Source organism: Holzapfeliella sp. JNUCC 72, assembly GCF_053668685.1.
The window spans coordinates 1,040,133-1,064,735 of the sequence record NZ_CM132220.1 but is presented as its reverse complement, the minus strand read 5'-3'; the positions used below and the strand labels follow the sequence as shown (position 1 = coordinate 1,064,735).

Here is a 24,603-nt window from a genome sequence, read left to right as displayed (position 1 = left end):
TATGGAGGAATTATTTTTGGAAAGTTTATCAAAGTTTAAATCGATTTATTTATGGCTGTTCATAGTTGGAATTGTCTCGCTAGTCATTCCAGCATCCATTATCTTTTTTGTGCCAACAGCTATTTTGATTTTGGGAACTGTTTATATTATAGCTAAGGCTCCTAAAGAAGCTGTTAGAAAACGTGGGGCAATTGTTTTGTTGTTTGGGGCAATGTTTACAATTTTGTCATACCTGTTATTTCAAACAGTTCATGTTGATCAAGAGCTACTAAAACAGATAAGTGAAAATGCGCAAGCTGTCGATGAACAAAAACTATCTGAATACATGGTATCCTTAATTCCTGGTGGATTCGTTATGTTTATTGGTTGGATTATTCGTATCGTGGGTGTTGTTCTTTCATTCAAAGAATACAAATATCTTAAAAAAGAAGAAGCCTAATAAGGCTTCTTCTTTTTTAATGCCATTGAGATTAAAAAGAGTTCTAAAATACTTAATATAACTAGCAGAATAATGGCATTATGTGCACCATTAACATATGAGTGAGTCACTTGCTGAGTTTGTGCAATAATAGTTGAAATAACTGCAGTCCCCATTGCACCAGCAAATTGTTGCAATGTATTTAGAAGTGCGTTTCCATCAGCGTTTTGTTCTTTTGGCAGTTGTTTTAGACTGTTAGTCATAATATTACCAAAAGAAAAACCTAGCCCAATCATATAAACAATATAGAAAACAGTGATTAATAGATTTGATAGACTTGAGCTAAATACTAAAAATAGCAAAGTACCAATTAAAATTAATGCAGATCCCAATAAAATTGGTTTTTGTGGGCCAAATTTGTCTAGTATTAAACCGCTAAAAGGTGATAATATCGCACCCATTAAAGCAGCAGGTAATAATAATAGTCCGGCAACAGTAGCGTTGCTAGTGTTCACGAGCTGGATATAATTGGGTAAGATGAAAGAGAACGATAGTGTTAGAAATTGTAAAACAAAGAATGAGAATAGATGTAAACTAAATTTTTTGTTTTTCAAAATACTAAAGTTGATAAGCGGGTCATTGATTTTATTTGAACGAATGATTAAGGCTAACAAACCAAGTATACCAATTGATATGAAACCAATAACTGATAAACTAAAAAAAGAGTGTGTTCCCATATTACTTAGACCAATGATTAATCCAACAAAAGTTAAAATAATGAAACCAAGGCTCAAATAGTCAAAAGAAACATGAGTAGTTTGCGAAATCTGTTTGATTGAGACAAAACCAATCAAAAATGTCATGATTAAAACGGGAATTAATAGAACGAAAATGTAACGCCATCCTAAACCAGTGATAACCAGACCACCGAAAGTAGGGCCGACAGCAGGCGCAACAGCAGTGATTAGTGAGCCTACTCCCATCATAATCCCGATTTTTTCTCTTGGAACTTGTTCTAAAATGATATTGAACATCAGCGGTAATGCAATTCCTGTTCCAATACCTTGAATGATTCTTCCCAGTATTAAAAGTGTAAAGTTTGGTGCCATAGCATCAACGACTAGTCCGATAATAAATGCAAAGATTGCCGAACTAAACAGGGCTTTATTGGTGAACCGTTTTTTTAAGGTGGCAGATAAAGGGATGATAATTGATAATGTTAATAGATATGATGTAGTCATCCATTGAACTGTTGCTGTTCCAATTTGAAATTCACTCATCAATGCAGGAAAGGCAATATTCATGGCTGTTTCGACAACAACGCCACAAAAAGACATGATTCCAGTTGCAATAATAGCAATGAGTGTTTTTGGATTAATTTTAGTGGCCAAAAAAATTCCTCCTTTATTTGTTGATGTAGTAATTTAGAACTGATTCAAATGTGTCTAACTGTTCTTTTGTAAAGGTACTGTATAGTTCTTCTTGTTCAAGTTTCATGTAGTTTTTGATTGAGTCCATGACTTCTTTTGATTTGTCAGTTAGGTAAATAAACTTTTGGCGACTGTCTTCGGGATTTTCAACACGGTAGATTAAGTCTTTTTTTTCCATTAGTTTTAACAAATTCGTTGCAGTTGAACGTTTAATAACAAATTCATGTTCAATATCTTTTTGTAAAGCAGGACCATTGGCAAGACTGATAAAATCCAAAATCGACATTTGCGTACTGGTTAGTTCATACTGAGCAGCAAAGGTATTGAAACTTCTCGTTAGGTTATTTGAAGCGATTTTCAGTAATCGACTCATATTTTTTTTCATTTAGGGCCTCCTGTTTTTAGTTAGTTAGCTAACAAAAATACATTGTAATGAATTTCTTATATAATGTCAATAAAAAAACCGTTCAAAAAATGAACGGTTTAATAGTTAGCCTTTAAAAGCATCAAGTGCACGCTGACGGGCAAATTTATGATCAACAATTTCTTGTGGATAATTCAATTCTTGACGTTGAGCGTCAGTAGGTTTGTGGATATCTTTGTTCGATAGACTAGCAAGATTAGGTAAATGTTGGCGAATAAATTGACCTTGTGGATCAAAGCGTTCGCTTTGGGTTGTCGGATTGAAAATTCTAAAGTAAGGTGCAGCATCGGTACCAGTTGAAGAAGCCCATTGCCACCCACCAATATTAGAAGCTGAATCATAATCTATCAATTGTTCACTGAAGTATTTTTCACCCCAACGCCAGTCAATTAATAAATCCTTAGTTAGGAAAGAAGCAACTACCATTCTTAGACGATTGTGAAGTTCGCCAGTTTCTTTGAAATGTTTCATAGCAGAGTCTACTAATGGGTATCCTGTTTCACCATTAACCCACTTGTCAAAGTCTTCTTCACTATAGCGCCAGTTAACTTTGCGATACTCAGTTTTGATTTCAAGGTTGTTTGCATCAGGGTTGTAAGCATAAACCATGTTGTAAAAATCTCGCCAGCAAAGTTGGCGAATAAAAGCCTGCTTGGCATCACTTTCGGGAGCATGCTGAATTAATCGCCAGTAAACTTCACGAATTGAAATTAATCCGGTTGTTAAATCTTTTGATAAGTCACTTGTCCCATTTAAAGAAGGAAAGTCACGATCTTTTGGATAATCTTCTAAACGATTATCGATGAAGTCATCATATGACTGACGCACTTTCTTTAAGTCGATATGATCGAACTGATGGGCGTTTTCAATTAGGTTTTGAAACTTTTCTTTGCCTTCCTTGAATAAATCATCATCTTGGTTTTGTTGGGCTAGGGTTTTAAATTTATCCAAATCAATTTTTTGAAAAGCAGGTTTAGTTAATTTTTTCCATTGATTATAGTAAGGTGTAAACACTTTAAAAGGTGTTTGATCTTTTTTGAGCAATTCGTAAGCACCGATAAGATGGTGATCCATAAACCCGTGGAAGTCGATGCTATGATTTTGTGCAACTTTTCGAATAAGATGGTCGCGCTTAAGTCCATAGCCACGCTCAGAAATGTTAGTGTAAATTGCCTTTGCATCAGGAAATTGTGTAAGTAGTTTATTGAAACTATCTTCGGTATCACCATAAATAAAATGCAAAGGCTGATTAATTTTTGTTAAGTTATCATTGAATGCCTTAACTGATTGAAAAAAGTAGTCTTGACTTTTACTACCTCTAAGCAGTTGTGGATTGTTAATCTGAAATACGCACATTAGGGGTTCATTTGTTTTCATTGCTTCAATTAAAGCAGTATTATCGTTGAGCCTTAAATCGTTTTTAAACCAAACAATTATCATAAAAATACCTCCATAATAGTAATTAGTTTCATTTTAGCATTATTGAAATTATTTTTTTCAAATTAGCTATTTAAAATTGAAAAATTCGAGTTAATTCATCACAAAAAAACGATTTTTTGAAAAATTTTGTTACACAAATCAGAATATAAATGGTACGATTATAGGTGATAAATACACGACGGAGGGGTTTTCATGTCAAAGACAGTTCGCGAACTTTCAGAAGAACTTGGCGTTTCAAAAACGACAATCAACAAGCTACTTAAAGACGAAAGTAGACAACAATATGTTGAAAAAGTAGGTAACAAATTTGTGATTTCAGATGAAGGTGTTGAATCAATTACAGCACACTTTGAAAATTCTGACTCAACAAAAGCAAAAACTAAAGCTAAGCCAAAAGCTAAAGCTAAACCTGAAATAACTGAAAACAAAGAAGAAAAAGTTGTTGAAGAATCTCAAGATGTTGCCTCAAAAGATGAAGCAGCAGAAGATTCAGTAAAGGTTACAGAACTTGAATCAGAACTTGAAAAAGCAAAAACTGAACTTGAAAAAACTCAAAAAGCTTTAGAAGAAAAAGAATCAGAATTAGCTCAAAAAGACGACAAAATTGATTCATTAAAAGATAAAGTTTCAGAAGTTAAAGAAGCTACATCATCAGATAAAAAATCAAAACCTTGGTGGAAAATTTGGTAAAAAAATAATCGCATAGTGACTATGCGATTATTTTTTTTATCCTTTTCCATCCATGAAAGCAGGATAAAGTGTCATACCACCGTCAACGAATAAGGTGATACCTGTTACATATTTAGATTCACTGGAAGCCAACCATGCAGCAGCCGCTGCAACGTCTTTTGGCTCACCGATTTTTTTCATTGGAATCATGCTAGTGGTTTCTTCAAGTTGTTCTGGATCATCAAATTTTTCAGCATTAATTGGCGTTTTAATTGCGCCTGGTCCGATATTGTTAACTCTAATATTATGACGTGCATACTCAGATGCCATCGTTTGAGTTAGCAATTTAACGCCACCTTTACTTGCTGAGTAGTGTGCAAAAGTAGGCCATGGAATTTGTTCATGAACACTTGAGATATTAATAATGCTACCTGGCTTATCTTCATCTAAGAAGTGATTAAGTGCTTTTTGGCTACCCAAAAAAGTACCAGTTAGATTGACATCAATAACGCGTTGCCAGTCTTTAAGTGTCAATTTGTTTGTTTCATGTTTGTTTTCCATGCCAGCATTATTGACCCATACATCAAGTCCGCCAAATTCAGAGACCGCTGTTTCAAGTAGGTGAGAAACACCTTCTTCTGTTGAAATATCTGCGTGAATAGCAATAGCGTCTCCACCATGTTTTTTAATTAAATCAACAACTTTTTGAGCACCTTTTTCATCGGAATTATAATTGATGACAACTTTCATGCCTTCTTCGCCAAATCGTCGACTAATAGCAGTACCAATTCCTTTAGAACCACCAGTAACAACAGCGACTTTTTGATTTAAATCTTTGTACATAATATACCTCCTGTTTGCAATTATTGACTAATTTGCTTAACCCATTGTTTAGGTCCTAAGTAGTACCAAACTTCTTGACCAACGGTGATTGTTTGACCATACGGGAGCGTTTCGCCAACGTTTAAAAAGTGGTAAGTCGATTCACGATGACTTGGATACGGGCTAGTATAGACTTGACGATCAAGCATTCGAGAAGAAACGTCAATTAGTCCCGCTTTAATATCGGGATTTGAGAATTCAAAGAAATCCTTGAACCATTGATCATATCCTAGATTGTAAAAGTCATTGCCATCTTGGTAAGAGCGACCAAAGACCAAATACTGGAAGTTGTTGCGTGATTCGAGAGAATCGCGAATAGATTCAGCTTTTTTCATCAGGGTTTCGCGGAATTTATTCGGTGCAATATCTACTTTTGGTGTTTGAGTAGTTGGTTTTGTTTGCGTTGTGTTTGGTTTTGTAGTGGGGGTTTGCTTTTTTACAGCTTCTTCGTCAGTTAATGTGATTTCTGGTTGATTAGCTGCAACTTGATTAAATAGTTTGAAGTTGTAGCTATAAACACCCTCAATATCAACATAGTATTCATGGGTTGATACTAGAGGTAAATCTCCTGGGGAAAAAGTCAAAATAGTGTGGAAATTACCAAATTGATCTTGGCTGTAGTTTGACACGTTTTGAGCATCGACAACTTGTCCAGTATCAACGTCTTTAATTGTGATTTTTGGTGTTGTAAAGATTGCTTTGTCAGATAAATAAACTGACCAAGGTGTATTGCGACTATTCACCATTTCAATTGGAAATAGTGTACTAGCAGGGTATGTAACGGTGCTTTTTGAAGGTTGCTTAAAAATATCATTACCATACATTACAGGTTGCACAAAGTAACGAAAACCATTGTTCCCATAAGCAGCCCCCACACCGGTTTTGCTAATACGAGTGGATAACAACCAAGCACGGTGACCAGTATCATTACCTGATAGATTGTAGTTATCACGAACTAAGTCAGTAATCACATCACCAGCACTTTGGTCATAAATATTAAAGTTTAAGTTAGATGAATTAGAAACTTGTTGTGCAGTACGCCAGTCTTCATCAGAAATGAAGTCGGGCTTTGTGGCATTGGGTAAACCATGTTGATTTTTGAAAGGTGTTGCTTGTGCCGCAGCCATAATTGAAGCGGTTAACTGCGCATCATTATTTTCTTCTGGTAAAGAAGTGATAGCAGGTAAGCCAAATAAGTCACGGTAATAGTTGATGTAGGCAATAGTATTTGAAATATAACTATTAGGTAACTTACCTGGATTGAACGGATCAATTAAGCTGGGAACATCTTGATAAAGCGTCTGTGAGTTAATTGGTGTTTTATCTAAACTGTTGTAGCGTGATTGAATGTTTTCAACTTGTTGCTTTTCGGCTTTTGTGAATGTAGCGGCCTCGGTATTATTATTTTGAGCCCCTACTAGTAAAGTCATTGAAAATAGTGTACCAAAAAGCAATAAGCTTTTTCTATTCTTAAATTGTATCATAAAAACACTCCTCCTATTACTGACATTATAAGCAAAAATTAGGAAAAAAGTTAACTTTAAAGTTTATATTTAAAAAATATTTTTGAATTAAATTAACTCGTAGTATAATACAACCATACTACAGTAATTAACTGAGAGGAAATTTTATATAATGAAAAAAACTAAAGTTGGTTTAATTTTTGGCGGAAACTCTTCTGAATATGAAGTATCAGTTCAATCAGCTAAAAACATTTATGAAGCTATCGACAAAACAAAATACGAAGTTTACCCAATGGCGTTAACACAGGCAGGATTTATGGTTGATTTAGAAACATCAAAACAGCTATTTGATAATCCACATCTTGAAGTACAAAATAAAGCGGCTGTTGCAAATATTGCAAATATTGCACAATTAGGTGACTACCAAGATGTTGACGTCTTCTTCCCAATCGTTCACGGTAACATTGGAGAAGATGGCGCTTTGCAAGGGCTATTTAGAATCTTAGACAAGCCATTTGTTGGTTCAGATGTCTTGAGTACAGCTGTCACAATGGATAAAGATTTCACAAAGATTATTGCTCAAAGCGCAGGAATTAAAGTGGCAGATTGGGTGATTATTAAACGTCATACAAAAGATCAATGGACTTATGACAAAGTTTCACAAAAACTAGGGTCAACTGTTTTCATCAAACCATCAAACCAAGGCTCTTCTGTTGGAATTAGTAAAGCGATTGATGAAGAAAGTTTCAATAAAGGACTTGCAGAAGCTTTTGAATATGATGACAAAGTACTAGTCGAAGAAGCTATTAATGGTGTTGAAATTGAAGTGGCTGTTTTAGGAAATGAAAATCCTAAAGCAAGTGGTGTGGGTCAAATCACAACACCTGAAGGTCAATTTTATAGCTACGAAAACAAATATATTGATGAATCTGGTGCAACGTTAGCTATTCCAGCACCTATTTCTGAAGAACTTACTGAAGGAGTGAGAGCCGAAGCCTTGAAAGTTTATGACATCTTAGAATGTTCAGGACTTGCACGTGTTGACTTCATGTTACAAAAGTCTGACTCTCAAATTATCTTCAATGAGCTAAATGCATTACCAGGATTCACTAATATCAGTATGTATCCTAAACTATTTGAATTAGCAGGAATCAACTACCCAGATTTAATTGATTACTTGATTTCTTACGCTAAAGAACGTTTTGCCCACAAAAAAGAATTACATCATACAAGATAAAAAGGTCGCTACTTTTAGTAGCGGCTTTTTTAAAGCGTAAGTTTTCTTAAAGCTTAGAACAATAATCTTTGGAAAAACGCGCTGAAAGCGTTAAAATATGAAAGTATGCAAAACGCATAAATTACATAACCGGATAGGAAGATAAGGAATGTCGCCTGTAACTCAACGTGCAAAAATCAATCGAGATTTTATCATTTACTGTTTAATTGGAGTCAGCGGTTTAGTTGTTGATTTTGGAAGTTTCTATATACTACACACGATTATTGAGTCAACTCAAGTAGTGAACTTTATCAGTTCAACACTTGGTTTAACTTCAAACTTCTTTTTAAACGCACATTTTAATTTCAAAGTTAAAGATAACTTGTTGAAGCGCTACTTGAATTATTATGTTGTTGGATTGGTTGGAATTTTATTTAGTAACTTGATTTTGTTTATTTTTACCACTCAGTTAGGTTACAATGTTTTTATAATCAAACTGCTAGCTTTAGGAGTTGTGACTGTGGCACAGTACACCTTCAATAAATTTGTAACATTTAAGCAAGCAGCTGATGACGAAGTAACAGATAACTAAATTTTACAAAAAAACGTAATCAAATCTCGAACTTTGATTACGTTTTTTTTGGAGGGAACTTTTGTGGAAAAAAGCTTAATTTATAAAAAAATCATGCATGAATTGCAAACCCAAATTTTAAATGGCGATTATCAAGAAACGATGAAGTTGCCAGATGAACGAACATTGAGTCAAACTTTTGACGTTAGCCGTAGCTCGATTAAACGCGCGCTTAAACTTTTAGCTGATAAAGGTGCTGTCTTTCAAAAACGTGGTTCAGGAACTTTTATTAATCCGTTGTTTGTCAAAAATGACTCGGTCTTTCACTATAAAAATGGCTCTAACTTGGGAATTAGTGATAGTTTTCAAATGAATGGTCAATCGCCTAAAATCAAGTTACTGTCATTCAATGTGGAACGTTGTCCAAAAGAACTAGCCAAAGACTTATTTATTAAAGATACCGATTTTGTCTATGCATTTAAGCGTTTGCGTTCTTTTGATGATCAGTCGTTTATGATTGAAACCGGTTATATTCCAATCAAAATTTTACCGCAATTAGAAGCCAAAACATTAACTGAGTCACTGTTCAAATATGTCGAACAAGTCAAAAAACAAGGTGTAACAAAGTCTTACCTCACAATTGGTGTTAGTCCTTCAAATGAGGAAGACAGAACCGAATTGAACCTATTGTCCACAGAGCCAGTTGGAACGTTATCAGGTATTTTCTTCTTAGATGATGGGACACCATTTGAGTATTCACAAATGCGTTTGCGTTATGACTATATGAATTACCATACATTTGTTTCTTTAGAAGATTAAGATTTTTTAAATTGGTACGAACCTTTTTTGTAAATGGTTGACGAAATCGATACTGAAACTTTATACTAGTTGTACTAACTAAAAGCGAATTATTTCGGAGGAAGAATTACATGGTAGACTACAATTCAAAACAGTATTTTGATTTAATGACCAAATATTGGCGAGCAGTCAATTACGTTTCAGTTGGTCAACTTTACTTGAAAGACAACCCATTACTTAAAAGACCACTTGAGGCTGAAGATTTAAAAATTCACCCAATCGGTCACTGGGGAACAATTTCTGGTCAAAACTTTATTTATACACACTTAAACCGTGTGATTAACAAGTATGATTTAGATATGTTCTACATTGAAGGTCCTGGTCACGGTGGACAAGTGATGGTTTCAAATGCTTACCTAGATGGTTCTTATTCAGAAATTTATCCTGAAGTTTCTCGCGATGAAGAAGGAATGACTAAATTATTTAAACAATTTTCATTCCCAGGTGGAGTGGCTTCACATGCGGCTCCTGAAACACCTGGTTCAATTCACGAAGGTGGCGAACTAGGTTATGCACTTTCCCACGGTGTAGGTGCTATTTTAGATAATAAAGACACGATTTCAGCAGTTGTAATTGGTGATGGTGAAACGGAAACTGGCCCACTTGCAGCTTCATGGTTCTCAAATGTTTTCATCAACCCTGCTAAAGATGGTGCAGTTTTACCAATCGTGCACATGAACGGTTTCAAAATTTCAAATCCAACAATCCTATCTCGTAAAACAGATGCAGAATTAACCCAATATTTTGAAGGTATGGGCTGGAAACCTTACTTTGTTGAAGGTGACGATGCTGATAAATTAAACCCTGAAATGGCTAAAGTAATGGATGAAGCGATTGAAGAAATCAAAGCTATCCAAGAAAACGCACATAAACAGGGTGCTGAAAATGTTACGCGTCCTAACTGGCCAGTTCTAATTGTACGCACACCAAAAGGTTGGACAGGTCCAAAAACATGGGATAACAACGTAATTGAAGGTTCATTTAGAGCTCACCAAATCCCAATTCCAGTAGATCAACATCATATGGAACACGTTGGTGCCTTAACTGACTGGTTAAATTCATATGGACCAGAAGAATTATTTGATGAAAATGGTCGTTTAATTCAAGAATTAGAAGACTTAACACCAAAAGGTAATCGCCGTATGGCAATGAATCCAATCACAAACGGTGGGATTAATCCAAAACCACTTAAGATGCCAGATTACCGTAAATATGCATTAGACAACTCAAAACGTGGTCAAGTTGTTGCTCAAGATATGTTGGTTATGAGTGATTTTATCGGTGATATTATCCGTAAAAACCCTGATAACTTCCGCTTATTTGGTCCTGACGAAACAATGTCTAACCGTTTATACGATGCATTTGAAGCTTCACCTCGTCAATGGCTAGAATCAACTGAACCAGGTGTTGATCAATACATCAGTCCTGAAGGACGTATCATTGATTCACAATTATCAGAACACCAAGCAGAAGGTTTACTTGAAGGTTATGTTCTAACAGGTCGTCATGGATTCTTCTCATCATATGAAGCTTTCTTGCGTGTAGTTGATTCAATGATTACCCAACACTTTAAGTGGTTGCGTAAAGCCAATGAAATGCCATGGCGTAATAAATACCCATCATTAAACGTGCTAGCAACTTCAACATCATTCCAACAAGATCACAACGGTTATACTCACCAAGACCCAGGTATTATTACTCACTTGGCTGAGAAAAAACCAGAATATATTCGTCAATACTTACCAGCTGATGCCAACAGTTTGTTAGCTGTTATGGACAAGACACTTCGTTCAGAAGAAAAAGTGAACTTGATTGTGGCTTCAAAACAACCTCGTCCACAATTCTACAGTATTGAAGAAGCAGCTGAACTTGTGGATAAAGGACTTAAAGTGATTGACTGGGCTTCAACTGATAATGGTGAAGAACCAGATGTTGTGATTGCGGCAAGTGGTATGGAACCAAACGTTGAATCATTAGCTGCAATTTCAATCTTGCATGAACAATATCCAGAGCTAAAAATTCGTTTCGTAAACGTTGTGGATATCATGAAACTTCGTTCACAGAAATTTGATCCTCGTGGGTTAAGTGACGATGAATTTGACCGTATCTTTACTAAAGATAAGCCAGTTATCTTTGCTTTCCATGGTTACGAAACCTTAATTCGTGATTACTTCTTCGATCGTACAAACCGTAATGTCTTCCCTCATGGTTACCGTGAAAACGGTGATATTACAACACCGTTCGATATGAGAGTTGTTAATGAATTAGACCGTTTCCACTTAGCACAAGATGTTGCTAACCAAGTATACGGGACAAAAGCAGCAGGATTTTCAAGTAAGATGGACAGCATTTTACAAAAACATCATGATTATATTCGTGATATTGGTGATGACCTTCCTGAAGTACAAGAATGGCAATGGCAACCATTAGATTAATAAAAAAGAGAACGCTTAAAGCGTTCTCTTTTTTATTTGTTCTCAGCAATAACTGCTGTTCCAGAGCACATGACCATTAACATTTCATTAGCCATATCATAATCGAATTTAACACCGACAATATCTGTAGCACCAACTGCTGCCGCGCGTTTTTTCATTTCTTCAATCACTTCGGTACGAGCTTGCATCATTTCATTTTCGTAACCTCTTGAACGACCACCGAAAACATTACGAAAACTTGCACCGATATCACGAAACATATTTACACCGGCAACAGCTTCACCGAAAACAATATCGCAATATTCAATTATTTGTTTACCTTCAATTTGATTTGTTGTTGTGACAATCATCATGAACCTCCTAAAATTTATCTTGTATGGCTAGTTTACGCCTTAATTAATAATATTTAATTAAAACCAATATGAAATTAACCTAAATTTAAATAAATATGATAGGCTAAAATGTGAAGTGTTATCTATAAGGAGGAAAATCATGACAACAGAATTGAAAGTTAGTCATTTAAATAAGAAATATCGTACCAAAAAAGCGCTAGACGATGTTTCTTTTGAAGTTAAGTCTGGTCAAATTGTTGGGCTGGTAGGACCTAATGGTTCAGGTAAAACCACATTAATGAAAGCAGCACTAGGGCTGATTAAAGTGGATGGGGAAGTTGAAATTCAAGGTGAGCCCGTCACTTTCTCAAAACATAAACAACTTGAAAAAGTAGGACAGTTAATTGAATATCCAGCTATTTATCCATTTTTAACTGGATATGATCACTTAAAGATGTTTGCTGACGGTAAAAATCAAAAAGCGCGTATTGATGAATTAGTGCAGGATTTGGGGATGCAAGATTATATCAAGAATCGTGCTAAAAGTTACTCACTAGGAATGAAACAAAAGTTAGGAATTGCGATGGCTTTGATTAACAATCCTAGTCTAGTAATTTTAGATGAACCAATGAACGGTCTAGATCCACATGCAGTGATTGAAGTCCGTCAATTGATTCAAAAACTAGCTAAGCAAGGTGTAACTTTCTTGATTTCAAGTCACATTTTAAGTGAGCTAGAAAAAGTTATTGATCATTTAATTATTTTTAATGAAGGTAAAGTTGTTCGTGATACAACACCTCAAGAACTAAATGGCTCCTACAAGATTCGTGTGGTTATTAAAACAAATGATGACCGTGCTGCTTGTGAAACCTTGAATAATGCAGGATTCAAAATGCCTAAAACAAAAGTTAGCTTTTTGCTAAAAGATGAGACGACTTTAGCAGTTGTGATTAAGTTCTTAGTTGAACAAGGTTTTGATATCTTAGATGTGGATAAACAATCTTCTGACTTAGAGTCATCGTTAATGAAGCTACTTTATCCAAATGAATCAACTCAAGGAGGAGAAGCATAAAATGGGGACATTAGTTAAAAACGAGTTATTTAAGTTACGTAAAAAAAGTACAACTATCGTAATGCCATTGATTATGATTGGACTGATGATTTTAGTAACAGTTTTAACAGCGTCAGCTGGTGATATTACGAGCTATGCAGACATTATGGCGGCAGGATCAGCTTGGTTAGTGATTACTTTGATTTCTGCAGCAGGAAGTATTCTATCGATGGAATACGAGTATGGCACAATTAAAGAATTGTTTTCATCAAAATTTTCTCGATCAAAGATTTTGATGAGTAAGTGGTTAGCTATTTTTGTGTATTCAATTTTATTGAATGTTTTGATGATAGCTTCAACTTTTATTATCTATTTTATCGGTCGTGCAACAACTTCCAAATTTATTTTTAATTGGTCAGATAAAATGCAAAATATGGGCGATGTTACGGTTGTTGAAAACCTAGTGAAGTCATGTGCAGGACTCTTTTTACAAACTTGGTTATTACTTTCTGTCGTCTTCTTAGTGGCCAGCGTTATTAAAAAATCTTCATTGGCCGTAACTTTAGGTATTGTGGTTTACTTTGCATCTTCTATGATTTCTGGGATTTTAATGTCGCTGATGATAACATTTAAACTAGATTGGTTAAAATATTCACCATTCAATATGTTATTAGTAAACAATCTTGGACTACCACATGATAACTTACTAAATGTAGCTCATTTGGATGCTATCAGCTTGGTTAGTGGTGCATTAATTTATACAGTTATTTTCTTAATTATCGGGTTATTATTCTACCGCAGAAAAGAAGTTTAATAAAAAAGCATTGAGTTTTTACTCAATGCTTTTTTAGTTTGTGCTATTAGTGTAAATAAATTTCACGTAACTTTTTGATTTTATCATCTGTTACGCCAAGAATATCTTTCAAGTAGTTGTCGATACCACCGAAATCCTTGTCCATTAATTTAAGTGCATAGTTGATGTAGCCTTCTTGAACTGAAACTAAATCTTTTACAGCTTGATAAGTAACTGGATCGCCACCTTTTTCTTCAACAAGACCTAAGCGGTTGTCGATATAAGGTTTTGAAGCTTGGTTAGTTAATAAGTAATCTTCTTTGATTGTTTCATAGTCCATGCCAAGCGCATGCATCAAGAAGACACCTGCCATACCTGTACGATCTTTACCTGCTGTACAGTGGAAAAGAAGTGCTTCGTTATCTTGATCGTTTTTGAGTAAGTAGTCAAAGAAATTGCGGTAAGCTTTTTGAGCTTTTTCACCTAAAACGATATCGTGATAAGCATAAATCATACGGTTAAAGCCAAATTTTGGATCATCTGTTGTTTCATCGGCTAATTCTGTTGCACTTTTAGAGTTATCGGTTAAATCTTGTGAAAAAACAGGATTCCAAACGTAATGAACACCTTCAGGAACACGGTCAGGTACTGCTGTGATTTCTTCTTGTGATCTAAAATCCATATCATAAGTTAGTCCGTGGTCTTTTAGGACTTGGATATCTGCATCACTTAAATCACCTAAATGGCCACTACGTAAAAGTTTGTTTGGTTTAATTGTTAAACCATCTTTATTTTTGTAGCCGGTAAGTTCACGGAAGTTTGAACCGTTTTTTACACCAATCATATTATATGCCATTGGATTTTACCTCGCTTTATTTTTAATAAATGTTACATTCTCTATTTTAAGCTAAAATCAGCAATACCTCAAAGTCTTAAAGCCAATTAGTGCAGATAAATGGCTTTTAATTTTGCGATTTTTTGGGGTGTTAAATCCAAAACTTCTTCAAGGAAAGTTGGCATATCGCCATATTTTTCATTAATTAAGTTAAAAGCATAGTCAACGTAGTCACTTCTAACAGTTGCAAGGTCTGTGATTGCTTCGATGGTTGCTTCATCTGCATCGTTTTCATGAGCAACAGCTAAGCAACTATTCAAATATGCAGTAGTGGCGGGATTAGTTAATAAGTAATCTTTTTTGATAGTATCCTCATCAAAATCAAGTGCTGATAATAAGAAAATAGTAGCCATTCCTGTGCGGTCTTTACCTTCTGAACAGTGATATAAGATAGCTTGATTATCTTGATCATTTTTGAGTAGATAATCGAAAAATGTACGATAAGCCTGTCTAGGATGGTCGTTTAAGATGATATCGTGATAGCAACTAATTAAATGCTTATAACCAAATTTAGGGTCATCAATTTTATTTTTAGCGATATCAACTGTTCGAACAGCATTTTTAGCGACTTCTTCTGAGAAAACAGGATTTTTAATATAGTCAGCATCGCGTAGTACACGATCAGGCATAGCAGTAATTTCATGGTCAGTTCTGAAGTCCATATTATAGACAACACCATAGTCTTCTAAAAATTTAATGTCATCGTCGGTTAGTTGACCTAGATGACCGGAACGAATCAGTTTGTGAGGTTTTATCGTTAAATGTTCGCGATTAACGTAACCGGTTAATTGACGAAAGTTTGAACCTTGTTGGATGGGAAGGAGTTGATTTTTTATGATATGACCTCATTTCAGTTGGGTTATAGTTAGCAAATTGTCAGCTTCAGGATATCATAATAAGAATAAGGGTAGAATTTAATTTTTTATTTTACGTATAATTTATCTTGATTATATATTAATGTTCGTATATTATATAAATATAACGTCTAATTCGGAGGAATCGTTCATGAAAAAAATTAAAAGTCTTATTGCTATTGTAGCCGTATCATTATTAGCTGTGATGTTAACCGCATGTTCAAAAAATAATTCAGGTTCATCGTCAGAATCAACAAGTGCTACTGCTAAAAGCTATGTTCCACAATCTATTAACCTACAGGTAACGCCTAGTGTTCAAGCAGGTGAAATGGAAAACTTAGCCAAACCACTTGGTCAAATGTTATCAGATAAATTAGGCATTCCAGTAAACGTAACTGTTGCAACAGATTCAAACTCAATGGTTGAAGCAATGTCATCTAAAAAAGTAGACATGGCATTCTTATCACCAGGTAACTATGTTAAAGCCCATCAAAGAGGTGCTGCAGATGTTATCCTACAAGCGCAGCGTTATGGTCAAAATGATGGTAAAGTGACTGATCAATTAGTTGACAGTTACCGTTCAATGATTACGGTTAAAAACGGTAGCAGCATCAAGAGTTGGGAAGACCTAAAAGGTAAGAAAATTGCTGTTCAAGCAGTAACTTCTGCTGCAGGTTACATGTTGCCAGTTTTAGAATTGAAAGATAAAGGACTTGATGTCGAAACTGATGCACAACTTGTAACAGTTAAAGGGCATGACCAAGGAATTATCTCAGTTCTAAATGGTGATGTTGATGCTGCCTTTACTTTTGAAGATGCAAGATTGAATGTGCAAAAAGATGATCCAAATATCATGAATGATGTGAAAGCGGTTTACTTCACTGAACAACGCATTCCAAACGATACAATTAGTGTTCGTTCAGACATGGATGAAGCTTTCAGAACAAAATTAGCTGATGCAATGATTGAAATTGCTAAAACTCCAGAAGGACATAAGGTAGTTAAATCAATTGCGAGTCATGAAGGTTATGTAAAATCTGACGACTCAAAATTCGCAAGTATGTACAAAATTGAAGAAGCACTACAAAACAAATAATTAAGCAAATAAAAAACACGCTAAGCATAAAGCTTAGCGTGTTTTTTATGTATACTTTAAAAGATTTCAAATAATTCTTTTTTTGGTTTTGGTTTTATTTTTACTATTTTAATTAGATTATTTTGAATTTTGAGACCTAATAACATCTGTACATTTGAATAAATACAAGGTAAGATATTAGAGATTGTGTTTTCAAAATAATGAAAGGTTTTGTTATATGAAATAATTAAAGAATGATCTGGAATCTTCTTTTTCAATAAGGAATTAAGGTGTCTTATTGAAAGGACTATTGTAATACATTTTTCAAAAAAATAAAAGTCTTTTATTGATTTTTATTTAATTTTATTTGTTGAGTTAATGTTAACGTTTTGTTAATTATCTGAACTATTGAAGATAAACAAGTGATGATAGTGATAGAAAAACGAACATTAAACGTGTATAATAGTTATATTGTTGGGTATTCCCATTTATCAAAATGAATTTGAGGAGTTTTTATATGTCAAAGGGTTCAAATATGCAGCCAATTATTGAATTGACTAATGTCACTAAAGTTTATCCAAATGGTGTTAAAGGATTGAATGATATCAACCTGACCGTTGAAAAAGGGGAATTTGTGGTAATCGTTGGTCTATCTGGTGCCGGTAAAAGTACGTTACTTCGTTCAATCAACCGTCTACACGATATTACAGAAGGTGATATCAAAATTGATGGCCAATCAATCACGAAAGCAAAAGGAAAATCTTTGCGACACATTCGTCGTGATGTGGGTATGATTTTCCAAAGCTTTAACTTGGTTAAAAGAATGTCAGTTTTAAAAAATGTTTTAACTGGACGTGTAGCTTACTATAATTTCTTAAAATCAAGTTTGGGTTTGTTCTCAAATGAAGATAAATTACGCGCATATGAAGCACTTGAACGTGTAGGACTAGAATCAAAATTATATAATCGTGCAGATGAATTAAGTGGTGGACAACAACAACGTGTCTCAATTGCACGTGTGTTAACGCAATCACCTAAAATTATTTTAGCTGATGAACCCGTAGCCTCACTTGATCCAAAAACAACCACTCAAGTGATGGATGATTTAAGAAAAATCAATCAAGATTTAAAAATGACAGTGATGGTTAACTTACACTCTGTTGAGTTGGCTAAAAAATACGCTACTCGTTTTATTGGAATTCGTAACGGGGAAATTGTGTTAGATTGTCCAGCAAGTAAAATCACAGATGAAAAGATTAAATCTGTTTATACTGCTTCAAAAACAGAGGAGGCAGCTCAATAATGGAACAGTTACCAAAAAAGCCGCTTAATTTAAATAAATGGATTGTAACAGTGGTTATGATTTTGGGTTTTATCTATTCTGTTATGATCACTCAGCTGGATTTTACACAGTTATTTGCTAACTTAGGCGATTTTACCGAAATTTTAGTTAAAATGTGTTCACCAGACTGGGGCTATTTGGATAAAATTACAAATCCTCTGCTTGAAACAATTAAAATGTCCATCTTGGGAACTTTAATTGGATCTGTTATTGCATTTCCATACGCATTATTAGTGTCACAAAATATTGTCAAAAATAAAATTGTAACAGGTGTATTTCGATTTATTTTGAACATCATCAGAACAATTCCTAACTTATTACTGGGAGCGATTTTCGTTGCTATTATCGGAATTGGCGCCGTAACGGGGGTTTTTGCCTTAGCCGTATTCACATTCGGTATGGTAAGTAAATTGTTCTATGAAGCAATCGAAACAATTGATGAAGGCCCAATTGAAGCCTTAACAGCTGTTGGTGCTAGCAAAATGCAAATCATCCGTTATGGTGTTTTACCTCAAGTAATGAGTTACTACATCAGTTATGTGCTTTATGCATTTGAAATCAACGTTCGTTCTTCAACAATTTTAGGTTATATCGGTGCCGGAGGAATTGGATTATTCCTAGAACGTGCATTAAGCATGTACCGTTATGACCGTGTGGGATTAATTGTTTTAGTCACATTTATTGTAATTCTAGTGATTGATGAAATTAGTAACCGTTCAAGGGAGGCTTTGACAAAATAATGCAGTCAGTTAAACGTTTACCAAAACAAGAAAAATCAACAATTAAAACGGTCCGCAATATCGTTATTTTTGCATTAGTTTTTGCAATTATTATTTGGTCATTCACAGGCATTCCTTTTACGGGAATTAAAGAGCAGGCAGGAAAAATCACAGCCTCAATTTTTAATGGCTTAATTCATCCAGATCTTGACTATGTTTGGCGTGGAGACGGTGAAGATTTAATTAGTAACTTAGTTGCGACGATTGCGATGGCATTTTTAGGTACGTCAATTTCTGCTATTATTAGTGTGCCATTTGCTTTTTGGGCAGCTCGAAGTAAATATAAACATCGTTTTACCTCCGCTACAGGTAAAATTGTGTTAACATTTATAAGGACTTTTCCAGAAATTGTTCTAGCCTTAATGTTCATCAAAGCTGTCGGCCCTGGTGCTTTTGCCGGAGTTATGGCTATGGGAGTTCACTCCATTGGGATGCTGGCTAAGTTATTCAGTGAAGCAATTGAGAACTTAGATGGCGGAACAGATGAAGCAGTTATTGCATCTGGAGGATCAAAACTAAACGTCATGATGTTTTCAACTTTTCCACAAGTTTTACCTGAGTTTGTTTCAAACACATTGTATCGTTTTGAATTATCGATTCGTGCAGCTACAACTTTAGGGTTAGTAGGTGCTGGGGGAATCGGTACACCACTTGTGTTTGCATTATCAACACGTGCTTGGTCTCGTGTAGGTATTATTTTAATTGGGATTATTGTGATGGTAACACTTGTCGATTTTGTTTCAGGTAGCATTAGAAAACGTCTAGTTTAAAAATTATTTATCGGAGGATTTTATGAAAAAGATTATTAAGTTAACAGCACTTATTGGTGCGTTGTTAGTAACCTTAGGGTTAACAGCTTGTTCTTCAGGTTCAAAAACAACTGAAAAACAAACTGAAGATCCCAAAAGTTTAACTGTTCAGTTTGTACCAAGTCGTCAAGCTGATACAATGGAAGCACGTGCTAAACCTTTGGCTGATTTATTATCAGAAAAACTGGGGATTCCTGTTAAAGTAAGTGTTTCAACAGATTACACTTCAATGGTTGAAGCAATGGCTTCTAAAAAAATTGATGTTGGTTTCTTACCACCTGATGGGTATGTAAAAGCGCATGATCGTGGTGCAGCAGATGTTTTACTTCAAGCGTTGCGTTATGGTGTTAAACAACCAAATGGTCAATCAACAACTGATTTAGTTGATGGTTACCGTTCAATGATTGTGGCCAAATCAGATAGTGGCATTAAATCTTATGAAGACTTAAAAGGTAAGAAAATCGCTGTTCAAAATGTTACCTCAACTTCGGGTTACATGATGCCAGTGGCTGATCTTAAAGAAAAAGGCTTCGATGTTGAAAAAGATGCGCAATTAGTGACAGTTAAGGGTCACGACCAAGGTATTATTTCAGTACTAAATGGTGATACAGATGCAGCGTTTGTATTTGAAGATGCAAGAACATTATTGCAAAAAGACAATCCAAATATTATGTCTGAAATCACACCAATTTACTTTACTGAAATGATTCCAAATGACACAATTAGTGTTCGTTCAGATATGTCAGATAGTTTTCGTCAAAAATTATCAGACGCATTTATTGACATTGCTAAAACAGAAAAAGGTCATGAAATCGTAGCTTCAATTTATAGTCATCAAGGCTATGAAAAAGCTGATGACTCAAAATTTGATCTTATTCGTAAGTATGAAAAATTAATTAATGACTAGTTAAGTATTGAAAAATCCTTTAAGTTGAGACTTAGAGGATTTTTTTATCTTACAAAATAGTACAAATGTGACGTTATCTAAAAACTATTGACATTTTATATATAAAGTGTAGCATAGTACACATAATTAAGTAGCTTGCTACATATTTTTGGAAAGAGGTTTTGTATGGAAAAAGAAATGAAATCTGAATTCACCCAAACGCTGGGATTTAAAATTAAAATCTTGAATACCTTATTTGAAAAGTATTTAAATCATAAAGTTTCAGCAATTGTTCCGGATTTAACTCATACGCAATTAAGTGTATTAATGCATATTTACTACGCGGATAACCAAAATATTTTACAAAAAGAATTAGAAGAAGTAATGTACTTAAGCCATCCAACCATTAGAGGGATTGTTAAACGACTCAATAAGTTAAGCTATATTGAATGTAAAAAAATATCATCAGATAAAAGACAAACGGTTTTAGAGTTGACTTCAAAAGGTAAAAGCCTGATAAAAAATAATAATGAAGATTTAACTAGAGCCTTAAAATATACAGAGTTCGTATTAGATAAAAATATGACCTCAAGTCAAAAAGAAGAGTTAATGAACCAAATGGATAATTTAATTGAGAACTTCATAAAAAGTAAGGAGGAATAAAAAATGTTTAATGAAAGAGCAATTGATATCAATGGTAAAAGTTATAATAAAACATTGATGATGTTCATTTTGCTTTTGGGATCATTTATCACTTTGCTAACTGAAACATTTTTAAATAACGCGTTATTAACTATTATGGAATCATTTGATATTGCCCAAAGTGAGGCACAATGGTTGAGTACAGGATATCTACTAATTGTAGGACTAATGGTTCCTATCTCAGCATGGGTTTTTAAGAGATTCAAGTCAAAGACGATTTATGTGAGTATGATTGCAATCTTTTTGTTTGGTTCATTTTTAGGATATATCGCGCCAAATTTTGAAACATTACTAATTGGGAGATTTATCCAAGCTATTGGAACTGGGGGATTAATGCCATTTGTACAAAATATTGTATTAGTTTTATATCCACCCGAAAAACGTGGTGCAGCACTTGGAACGACTGGATTAGTCGTTGCGGTTGCACCTGCGATTGGACCAACACTATCAGGGTTAATTTTAGCTCATTACTCTTGGAGAATGTTATTTTTAGTCATGACCGTTTTAACAGCAATTATTTTTATTACATCATTATTTACTATTAAAAATATTACCAAAAACGAAGCTGAAAAAATCGATTTTCAATCAGTTGTTTATTCAACAATCGGGTTTGGATTATTACTTTATGGATTATCATCTTTGGATACACCTACAACGATTGGTTCTGCGTTAATTTATATTAGTTTAGGATTAGTTGTTGTCGCGATTTTTGCAATAAGACAGAAAAAAATTAAAAATCCTTTGGTTAATATCGATGTTTTTAAGAACAAGCAATTTTCATTGACAACGCTATTGACCTCGCTCATTACAATTAGTTTGTTAGCAGTTGAATTGGTATTACCGCTTTATTTACAAGATATTCGCCATGAAACAGCACTATTAACTGGACTGGTTTTATTACCTGGTTCCATTGTTATGGGGATTATGAATCCCATAACTGGAAGGATTTTTGATAAATATGGGATTAAAATTGTGACAGTTATTAGCTTTTTATTATTATCTATTGGTAATATACCAATGCTGTTTTTTAATGAAAACACGTCACTTATAGTAATTGTTGTTTCTTATGCGATGCGAATGTTTGGAATTTCATTTGGGATGATGACCACTTTCACTGCCGCAATTAATTCATTACCCGAAAACTTATCGGTTCATGGAAATGCGGCGGCCTCAACTCTTAGACAAGTAGCAGGTTCATTAGGGACAGGAATTCTGACAATGGTTATTGCCCTTGTTACTAACGCAACATCTAATGCTGGAAGCTCAAACTTTGTATCAGCTTATCAAGCAGCATTTACTGTTTCATTGGTTCTGTCATTGGTAGGATTGGCATTATCGTTTAGACTATCATCCAAAAAATAAACGAAGACTCCCTTTTTATAGGGATGTTTTTTTTTGTTTATAGGTTTAGGTGATATAATAAATGATAAGAAATTCAAGAAATCAGGGTGGATAATATGGTAATGAAGTCTATTTTAGGTTTGATTGATAAAAAAACGAAAAATTTGTCAATAATTGACAGAAGGTCGAAAACCGGAACATATGCCGGAATTGTGGGTCTGATTTTAAATATCATCTTAGTCGCAATTAAATTAACAGTAGGGCTAATATCAGGTTCTGTAGCTATTATGGCAGATGCGATTAACTCATTGTCTGATGCAGGTTCTTCGGTCTTAACATTAGTCGGTTTTCATGTTTCAGGTAAAAGACCTGACTCTGGTCATCCTTATGGACATCAGAGATTTGAAGATATTTCAGGCTTGATTATTGCGGTTGTAATGTTGATAGTAGGGGTTCAGTTTGTTTTTGAATCAATTGGTAAAATTATTTCGCCAACCGATATCGATTTAAGTTTAATTTCTTTAATTTTTTTGGTTGTATCATTTGTGATCAAATTGTGGCAAGCGATTTTTTATTATAAATTAGGTAATAAATTGAAATCTAAAACATTAATCGCTACAGGAGTTGATGCAAGAAACGACTTGATTACGACTGGATCAATTATTTTCAGTTCGTTACTTTTTTACTTTTTAAATATTAATATTGATAGTTATTTGGCTCTAGTAGTTGCAGTTTTCATTGTTTATTCGAGCTTTAAATTGATTACTGAATCAATCAACTTATTAATGGGTTCTCGGCCCGAAGATGAACTACTTGAAAAAGTAGATCAACAACTAATGTCTTACAAAAATATTTTAGGTTATCATGATTTGATGGTACATGAATATGGTCCTAATCGAATTTATGCGGTAATTGATATTGAACTAGATAGTACTTTGAGCTTGGATAAAGCACACGAAATAGTCGATCGAATTGAACGTGATTTTGGTAAGAAGTTCAATATCAACTTGGTGGCACATATGGATCCAATTGATATTCGTAGTCGAAAAGCAACCCATATTATGCAAACTATTCGCGAAGTAATCAATTCATATGAAACGAATCTAAAAATACATGATTTTCATGTTGAAACACTAAAAAATAATGACCACCTTATTCAATTTGATATTGTTGTTCCTAATGATAGTCCCTTAACTGATGACGAATGGCTAGTTGAGATTAATCATGCCCTTCGAAAACGTTTAGGAGATGTGACAGTTCAAATTAATTTTGATCACACTAATTTAGGTGTCGACCGTTCGTTAATTTAACTGCATAAAAATAAAAAATTTGCTATAATTTATAGCTATAAGTGCCCTAGGAGGATATTATGAGTAAATTAGCAATTTTGCAATTATCAGATGAAATTACAGACTTACAAAAAGAGATTGTTAATCAAAGCCAGTCAATTGACTTGGCAAAGCTTTTCAAAACGCTTGATGACTTGAAAGTGTTAAATCAAAAAGCTGAAACATACGTTGAGATGACACAAGATGATTACTACCAAAATGAATCAGATCACCGTTTGACACTTGAAAAAATGGATCAACCATTAGCATCATTGTCAGACCGAATCTTAACCAATCATGTCGATGGACTTCCTGAAGAAGAACAGCTGAATTTTGATTATAACCATGAAGCTGTTTTAGAAAATGATAAATATGATCGTGAAATGGACTTTCATGTTTTATCTTATAGTTTAAAAGTAATTAGTGCAGCAGCGGCCGTTGTTGGCATGGATAACTTATCAAATGCATTATCAAAAGATGCGATTGTTTCAATTATCTTAGCAGCTCACAATCTACAAAATCGCTAAAAAAGGTCACTTCAATTGAGGTGGCTTTTTTATTATGGCCGATTTTCTAAATCACTCTAAACCATGTCTGCTATATGGTAAAA

Annotated in this window: 25 protein-coding genes; 17 read left to right on the top strand and 8 right to left on the bottom strand. The window is 34.3% G+C overall.

The features are described 5' to 3' along the window. Positions 1 to 16 precede the first annotated feature (16 nt). Positions 17 to 439 carry a hypothetical protein gene (locus tag JNUCC72_RS05260; RefSeq protein ID WP_454143547.1) on the top strand — a complete coding sequence of 141 codons (423 nt, stop codon included), beginning with the start codon at positions 17 to 19 and terminating at the stop codon, positions 437 to 439. Here the strand turns inward: JNUCC72_RS05260 and JNUCC72_RS05255 are convergent. The 3 genes from JNUCC72_RS05255 to JNUCC72_RS05245 form a co-directional block, all read right to left on the bottom strand. After that, positions 436 to 1,755 carry a DHA2 family efflux MFS transporter permease subunit gene (locus JNUCC72_RS05255; protein ID WP_454144725.1) on the bottom strand — a complete coding sequence of 440 codons (1,320 nt, stop codon included), beginning with the start codon at positions 1,753 to 1,755 and terminating at the stop codon, positions 436 to 438. The two genes, JNUCC72_RS05260 and JNUCC72_RS05255, sit on opposite strands and share 4 nt — an antisense overlap. A 67-nt stretch (positions 1,756 to 1,822) precedes the next feature. After that, entirely contained in the window at positions 1,823 to 2,233 is a 411-nt protein-coding gene (locus JNUCC72_RS05250) for a MarR family winged helix-turn-helix transcriptional regulator (RefSeq protein WP_454143545.1), read from the bottom strand. A gap of 105 nt (positions 2,234 to 2,338) precedes the next feature. Then, the gene (locus JNUCC72_RS05245) at positions 2,339 to 3,712 is read right to left on the bottom strand and encodes a cryptochrome/photolyase family protein (protein WP_454143543.1); all 1,374 of its coding nucleotides are present in this window, start codon (positions 3,710 to 3,712) and stop codon (positions 2,339 to 2,341) included. 192 nt (positions 3,713 to 3,904) lie between these two features. Here JNUCC72_RS05245 and JNUCC72_RS05240 point away from each other — a divergent pair, with 192 nt between their 5' ends. Next, positions 3,905 to 4,402, top strand: a complete 498-nt coding sequence (locus JNUCC72_RS05240) for a MarR family transcriptional regulator (protein WP_454143541.1) — start codon at positions 3,905 to 3,907, stop codon at positions 4,400 to 4,402. 36 nt (positions 4,403 to 4,438) lie between these two features. Here JNUCC72_RS05240 and JNUCC72_RS05235 read toward each other — a convergent pair whose 3' ends face one another. Both JNUCC72_RS05235 and JNUCC72_RS05230 read right to left on the bottom strand, forming a co-directional pair. After that, positions 4,439 to 5,224 (bottom strand): glucose-1-dehydrogenase, encoded by a 786-nt coding sequence (locus JNUCC72_RS05235; protein ID WP_454143539.1) that lies wholly within the window; start codon positions 5,222 to 5,224, stop codon positions 4,439 to 4,441. Positions 5,225 to 5,244: 20 nt separating this feature from the next. After that, the gene (locus JNUCC72_RS05230) at positions 5,245 to 6,747 is read right to left on the bottom strand and encodes a CAP domain-containing protein (RefSeq protein WP_454143537.1); all 1,503 of its coding nucleotides are present in this window, start codon (positions 6,745 to 6,747) and stop codon (positions 5,245 to 5,247) included. A 148-nt stretch (positions 6,748 to 6,895) separates the two neighbouring features. On the opposite strand from JNUCC72_RS05230, the gene JNUCC72_RS05225 reads away from it, so the two are divergent. The 4 genes from JNUCC72_RS05225 (at position 6,896) to JNUCC72_RS05210 (ending at position 11,806) form a co-directional block, all read left to right on the top strand. Then, positions 6,896 to 7,963 (top strand): D-alanine--D-alanine ligase family protein, encoded by a 1,068-nt coding sequence (locus tag JNUCC72_RS05225; protein WP_454144723.1) that lies wholly within the window; start codon positions 6,896 to 6,898, stop codon positions 7,961 to 7,963. A 148-nt stretch (positions 7,964 to 8,111) separates the two neighbouring features. Further along, positions 8,112 to 8,534, top strand: coding sequence for a GtrA family protein (locus JNUCC72_RS05220; protein ID WP_454143535.1), 423 nt, complete (start codon positions 8,112 to 8,114; stop codon positions 8,532 to 8,534). Positions 8,535 to 8,627: 93 nt separating this feature from the next. Next, positions 8,628 to 9,332: a GntR family transcriptional regulator gene (locus JNUCC72_RS05215; protein ID WP_454144721.1), complete on the top strand. Its 705-nt coding sequence runs from the start codon at positions 8,628 to 8,630 to the stop codon at positions 9,330 to 9,332. Positions 9,333 to 9,442: 110 nt separating this feature from the next. After that, the gene (locus JNUCC72_RS05210) at positions 9,443 to 11,806 is read left to right on the top strand and encodes a phosphoketolase family protein (protein WP_454143533.1); all 2,364 of its coding nucleotides are present in this window, start codon (positions 9,443 to 9,445) and stop codon (positions 11,804 to 11,806) included. 32 nt (positions 11,807 to 11,838) lie between these two features. On the opposite strand, the gene JNUCC72_RS05205 is transcribed toward JNUCC72_RS05210, so the two are convergent. Further along, positions 11,839 to 12,156, bottom strand: a complete 318-nt coding sequence (locus tag JNUCC72_RS05205; RefSeq protein WP_454143531.1) for a YbjQ family protein — start codon at positions 12,154 to 12,156, stop codon at positions 11,839 to 11,841. Positions 12,157 to 12,298: 142 nt separating this feature from the next. Here JNUCC72_RS05205 and JNUCC72_RS05200 point away from each other — a divergent pair, with 142 nt between their 5' ends. Then, complete coding sequence (locus tag JNUCC72_RS05200; protein ID WP_454143529.1) at positions 12,299 to 13,210, top strand: ABC transporter ATP-binding protein; 912 nt, start codon at positions 12,299 to 12,301, stop codon at positions 13,208 to 13,210. A gap of 1 nt (position 13,211) precedes the next feature. Then, positions 13,212 to 14,003, top strand: coding sequence for a DUF2705 family protein (locus JNUCC72_RS05195; protein WP_454143527.1), 792 nt, complete (start codon positions 13,212 to 13,214; stop codon positions 14,001 to 14,003). A gap of 46 nt (positions 14,004 to 14,049) precedes the next feature. Here the strand turns inward: JNUCC72_RS05195 and JNUCC72_RS05190 are convergent, their stop codons facing one another. Both JNUCC72_RS05190 and JNUCC72_RS05185 read right to left on the bottom strand, forming a co-directional pair. Then, positions 14,050 to 14,838, bottom strand: coding sequence for a tyrosine-protein phosphatase (locus tag JNUCC72_RS05190; protein ID WP_454143525.1), 789 nt, complete (start codon positions 14,836 to 14,838; stop codon positions 14,050 to 14,052). An 86-nt stretch (positions 14,839 to 14,924) separates the two neighbouring features. Further along, entirely contained in the window at positions 14,925 to 15,692 is a 768-nt protein-coding gene (locus tag JNUCC72_RS05185) for a tyrosine-protein phosphatase (protein WP_454144719.1), read from the bottom strand. Between the two features lie 190 nt (positions 15,693 to 15,882). Between JNUCC72_RS05185 and JNUCC72_RS05180 the strand changes: the two genes are divergently transcribed. The 9 genes from JNUCC72_RS05180 to JNUCC72_RS05140 all read left to right on the top strand — a co-directional run bounded on the left by JNUCC72_RS05180 (position 15,883) and on the right by JNUCC72_RS05140 (position 24,520). Further along, positions 15,883 to 16,827 (top strand): phosphate/phosphite/phosphonate ABC transporter substrate-binding protein, encoded by a 945-nt coding sequence (locus JNUCC72_RS05180; RefSeq protein WP_454143523.1) that lies wholly within the window; start codon positions 15,883 to 15,885, stop codon positions 16,825 to 16,827. 496 nt (positions 16,828 to 17,323) lie between these two features. After that, positions 17,324 to 18,109, top strand: coding sequence for a phosphonate ABC transporter ATP-binding protein (phnC, locus tag JNUCC72_RS05175; protein WP_454143521.1), 786 nt, complete (start codon positions 17,324 to 17,326; stop codon positions 18,107 to 18,109). After that, positions 18,109 to 18,888, top strand: coding sequence for a phosphonate ABC transporter, permease protein PhnE (phnE, locus tag JNUCC72_RS05170; protein WP_454143519.1), 780 nt, complete (start codon positions 18,109 to 18,111; stop codon positions 18,886 to 18,888). Before phnC ends, phnE (JNUCC72_RS05170) begins: the two co-directional genes overlap by 1 nt. After that, positions 18,888 to 19,697 carry a phosphonate ABC transporter, permease protein PhnE gene (gene phnE / locus JNUCC72_RS05165; RefSeq protein ID WP_056974051.1) on the top strand — a complete coding sequence of 270 codons (810 nt, stop codon included), beginning with the start codon at positions 18,888 to 18,890 and terminating at the stop codon, positions 19,695 to 19,697. Before phnE (JNUCC72_RS05170) ends, phnE (JNUCC72_RS05165) begins: the two co-directional genes overlap by 1 nt. A 22-nt stretch (positions 19,698 to 19,719) precedes the next feature. Then, a complete protein-coding gene (phnD, locus tag JNUCC72_RS05160) occupies positions 19,720 to 20,643 on the top strand; it encodes a phosphate/phosphite/phosphonate ABC transporter substrate-binding protein (RefSeq protein WP_056974050.1) in 924 nt (307 codons plus the stop codon). 165 nt (positions 20,644 to 20,808) lie between these two features. After that, positions 20,809 to 21,285 (top strand): MarR family winged helix-turn-helix transcriptional regulator, encoded by a 477-nt coding sequence (locus tag JNUCC72_RS05155; protein WP_454143516.1) that lies wholly within the window; start codon positions 20,809 to 20,811, stop codon positions 21,283 to 21,285. A gap of 3 nt (positions 21,286 to 21,288) precedes the next feature. Continuing rightward, positions 21,289 to 22,686, top strand: coding sequence for an MDR family MFS transporter (locus JNUCC72_RS05150; RefSeq protein WP_454143514.1), 1,398 nt, complete (start codon positions 21,289 to 21,291; stop codon positions 22,684 to 22,686). 101 nt (positions 22,687 to 22,787) lie between these two features. After that, a complete protein-coding gene (locus JNUCC72_RS05145; protein ID WP_454143512.1) occupies positions 22,788 to 23,975 on the top strand; it encodes a cation diffusion facilitator family transporter in 1,188 nt (395 codons plus the stop codon). 59 nt (positions 23,976 to 24,034) lie between these two features. Further along, a complete protein-coding gene (locus JNUCC72_RS05140) occupies positions 24,035 to 24,520 on the top strand; it encodes a hypothetical protein (protein ID WP_454143510.1) in 486 nt (161 codons plus the stop codon). Positions 24,521 to 24,603 lie beyond the last annotated feature (83 nt).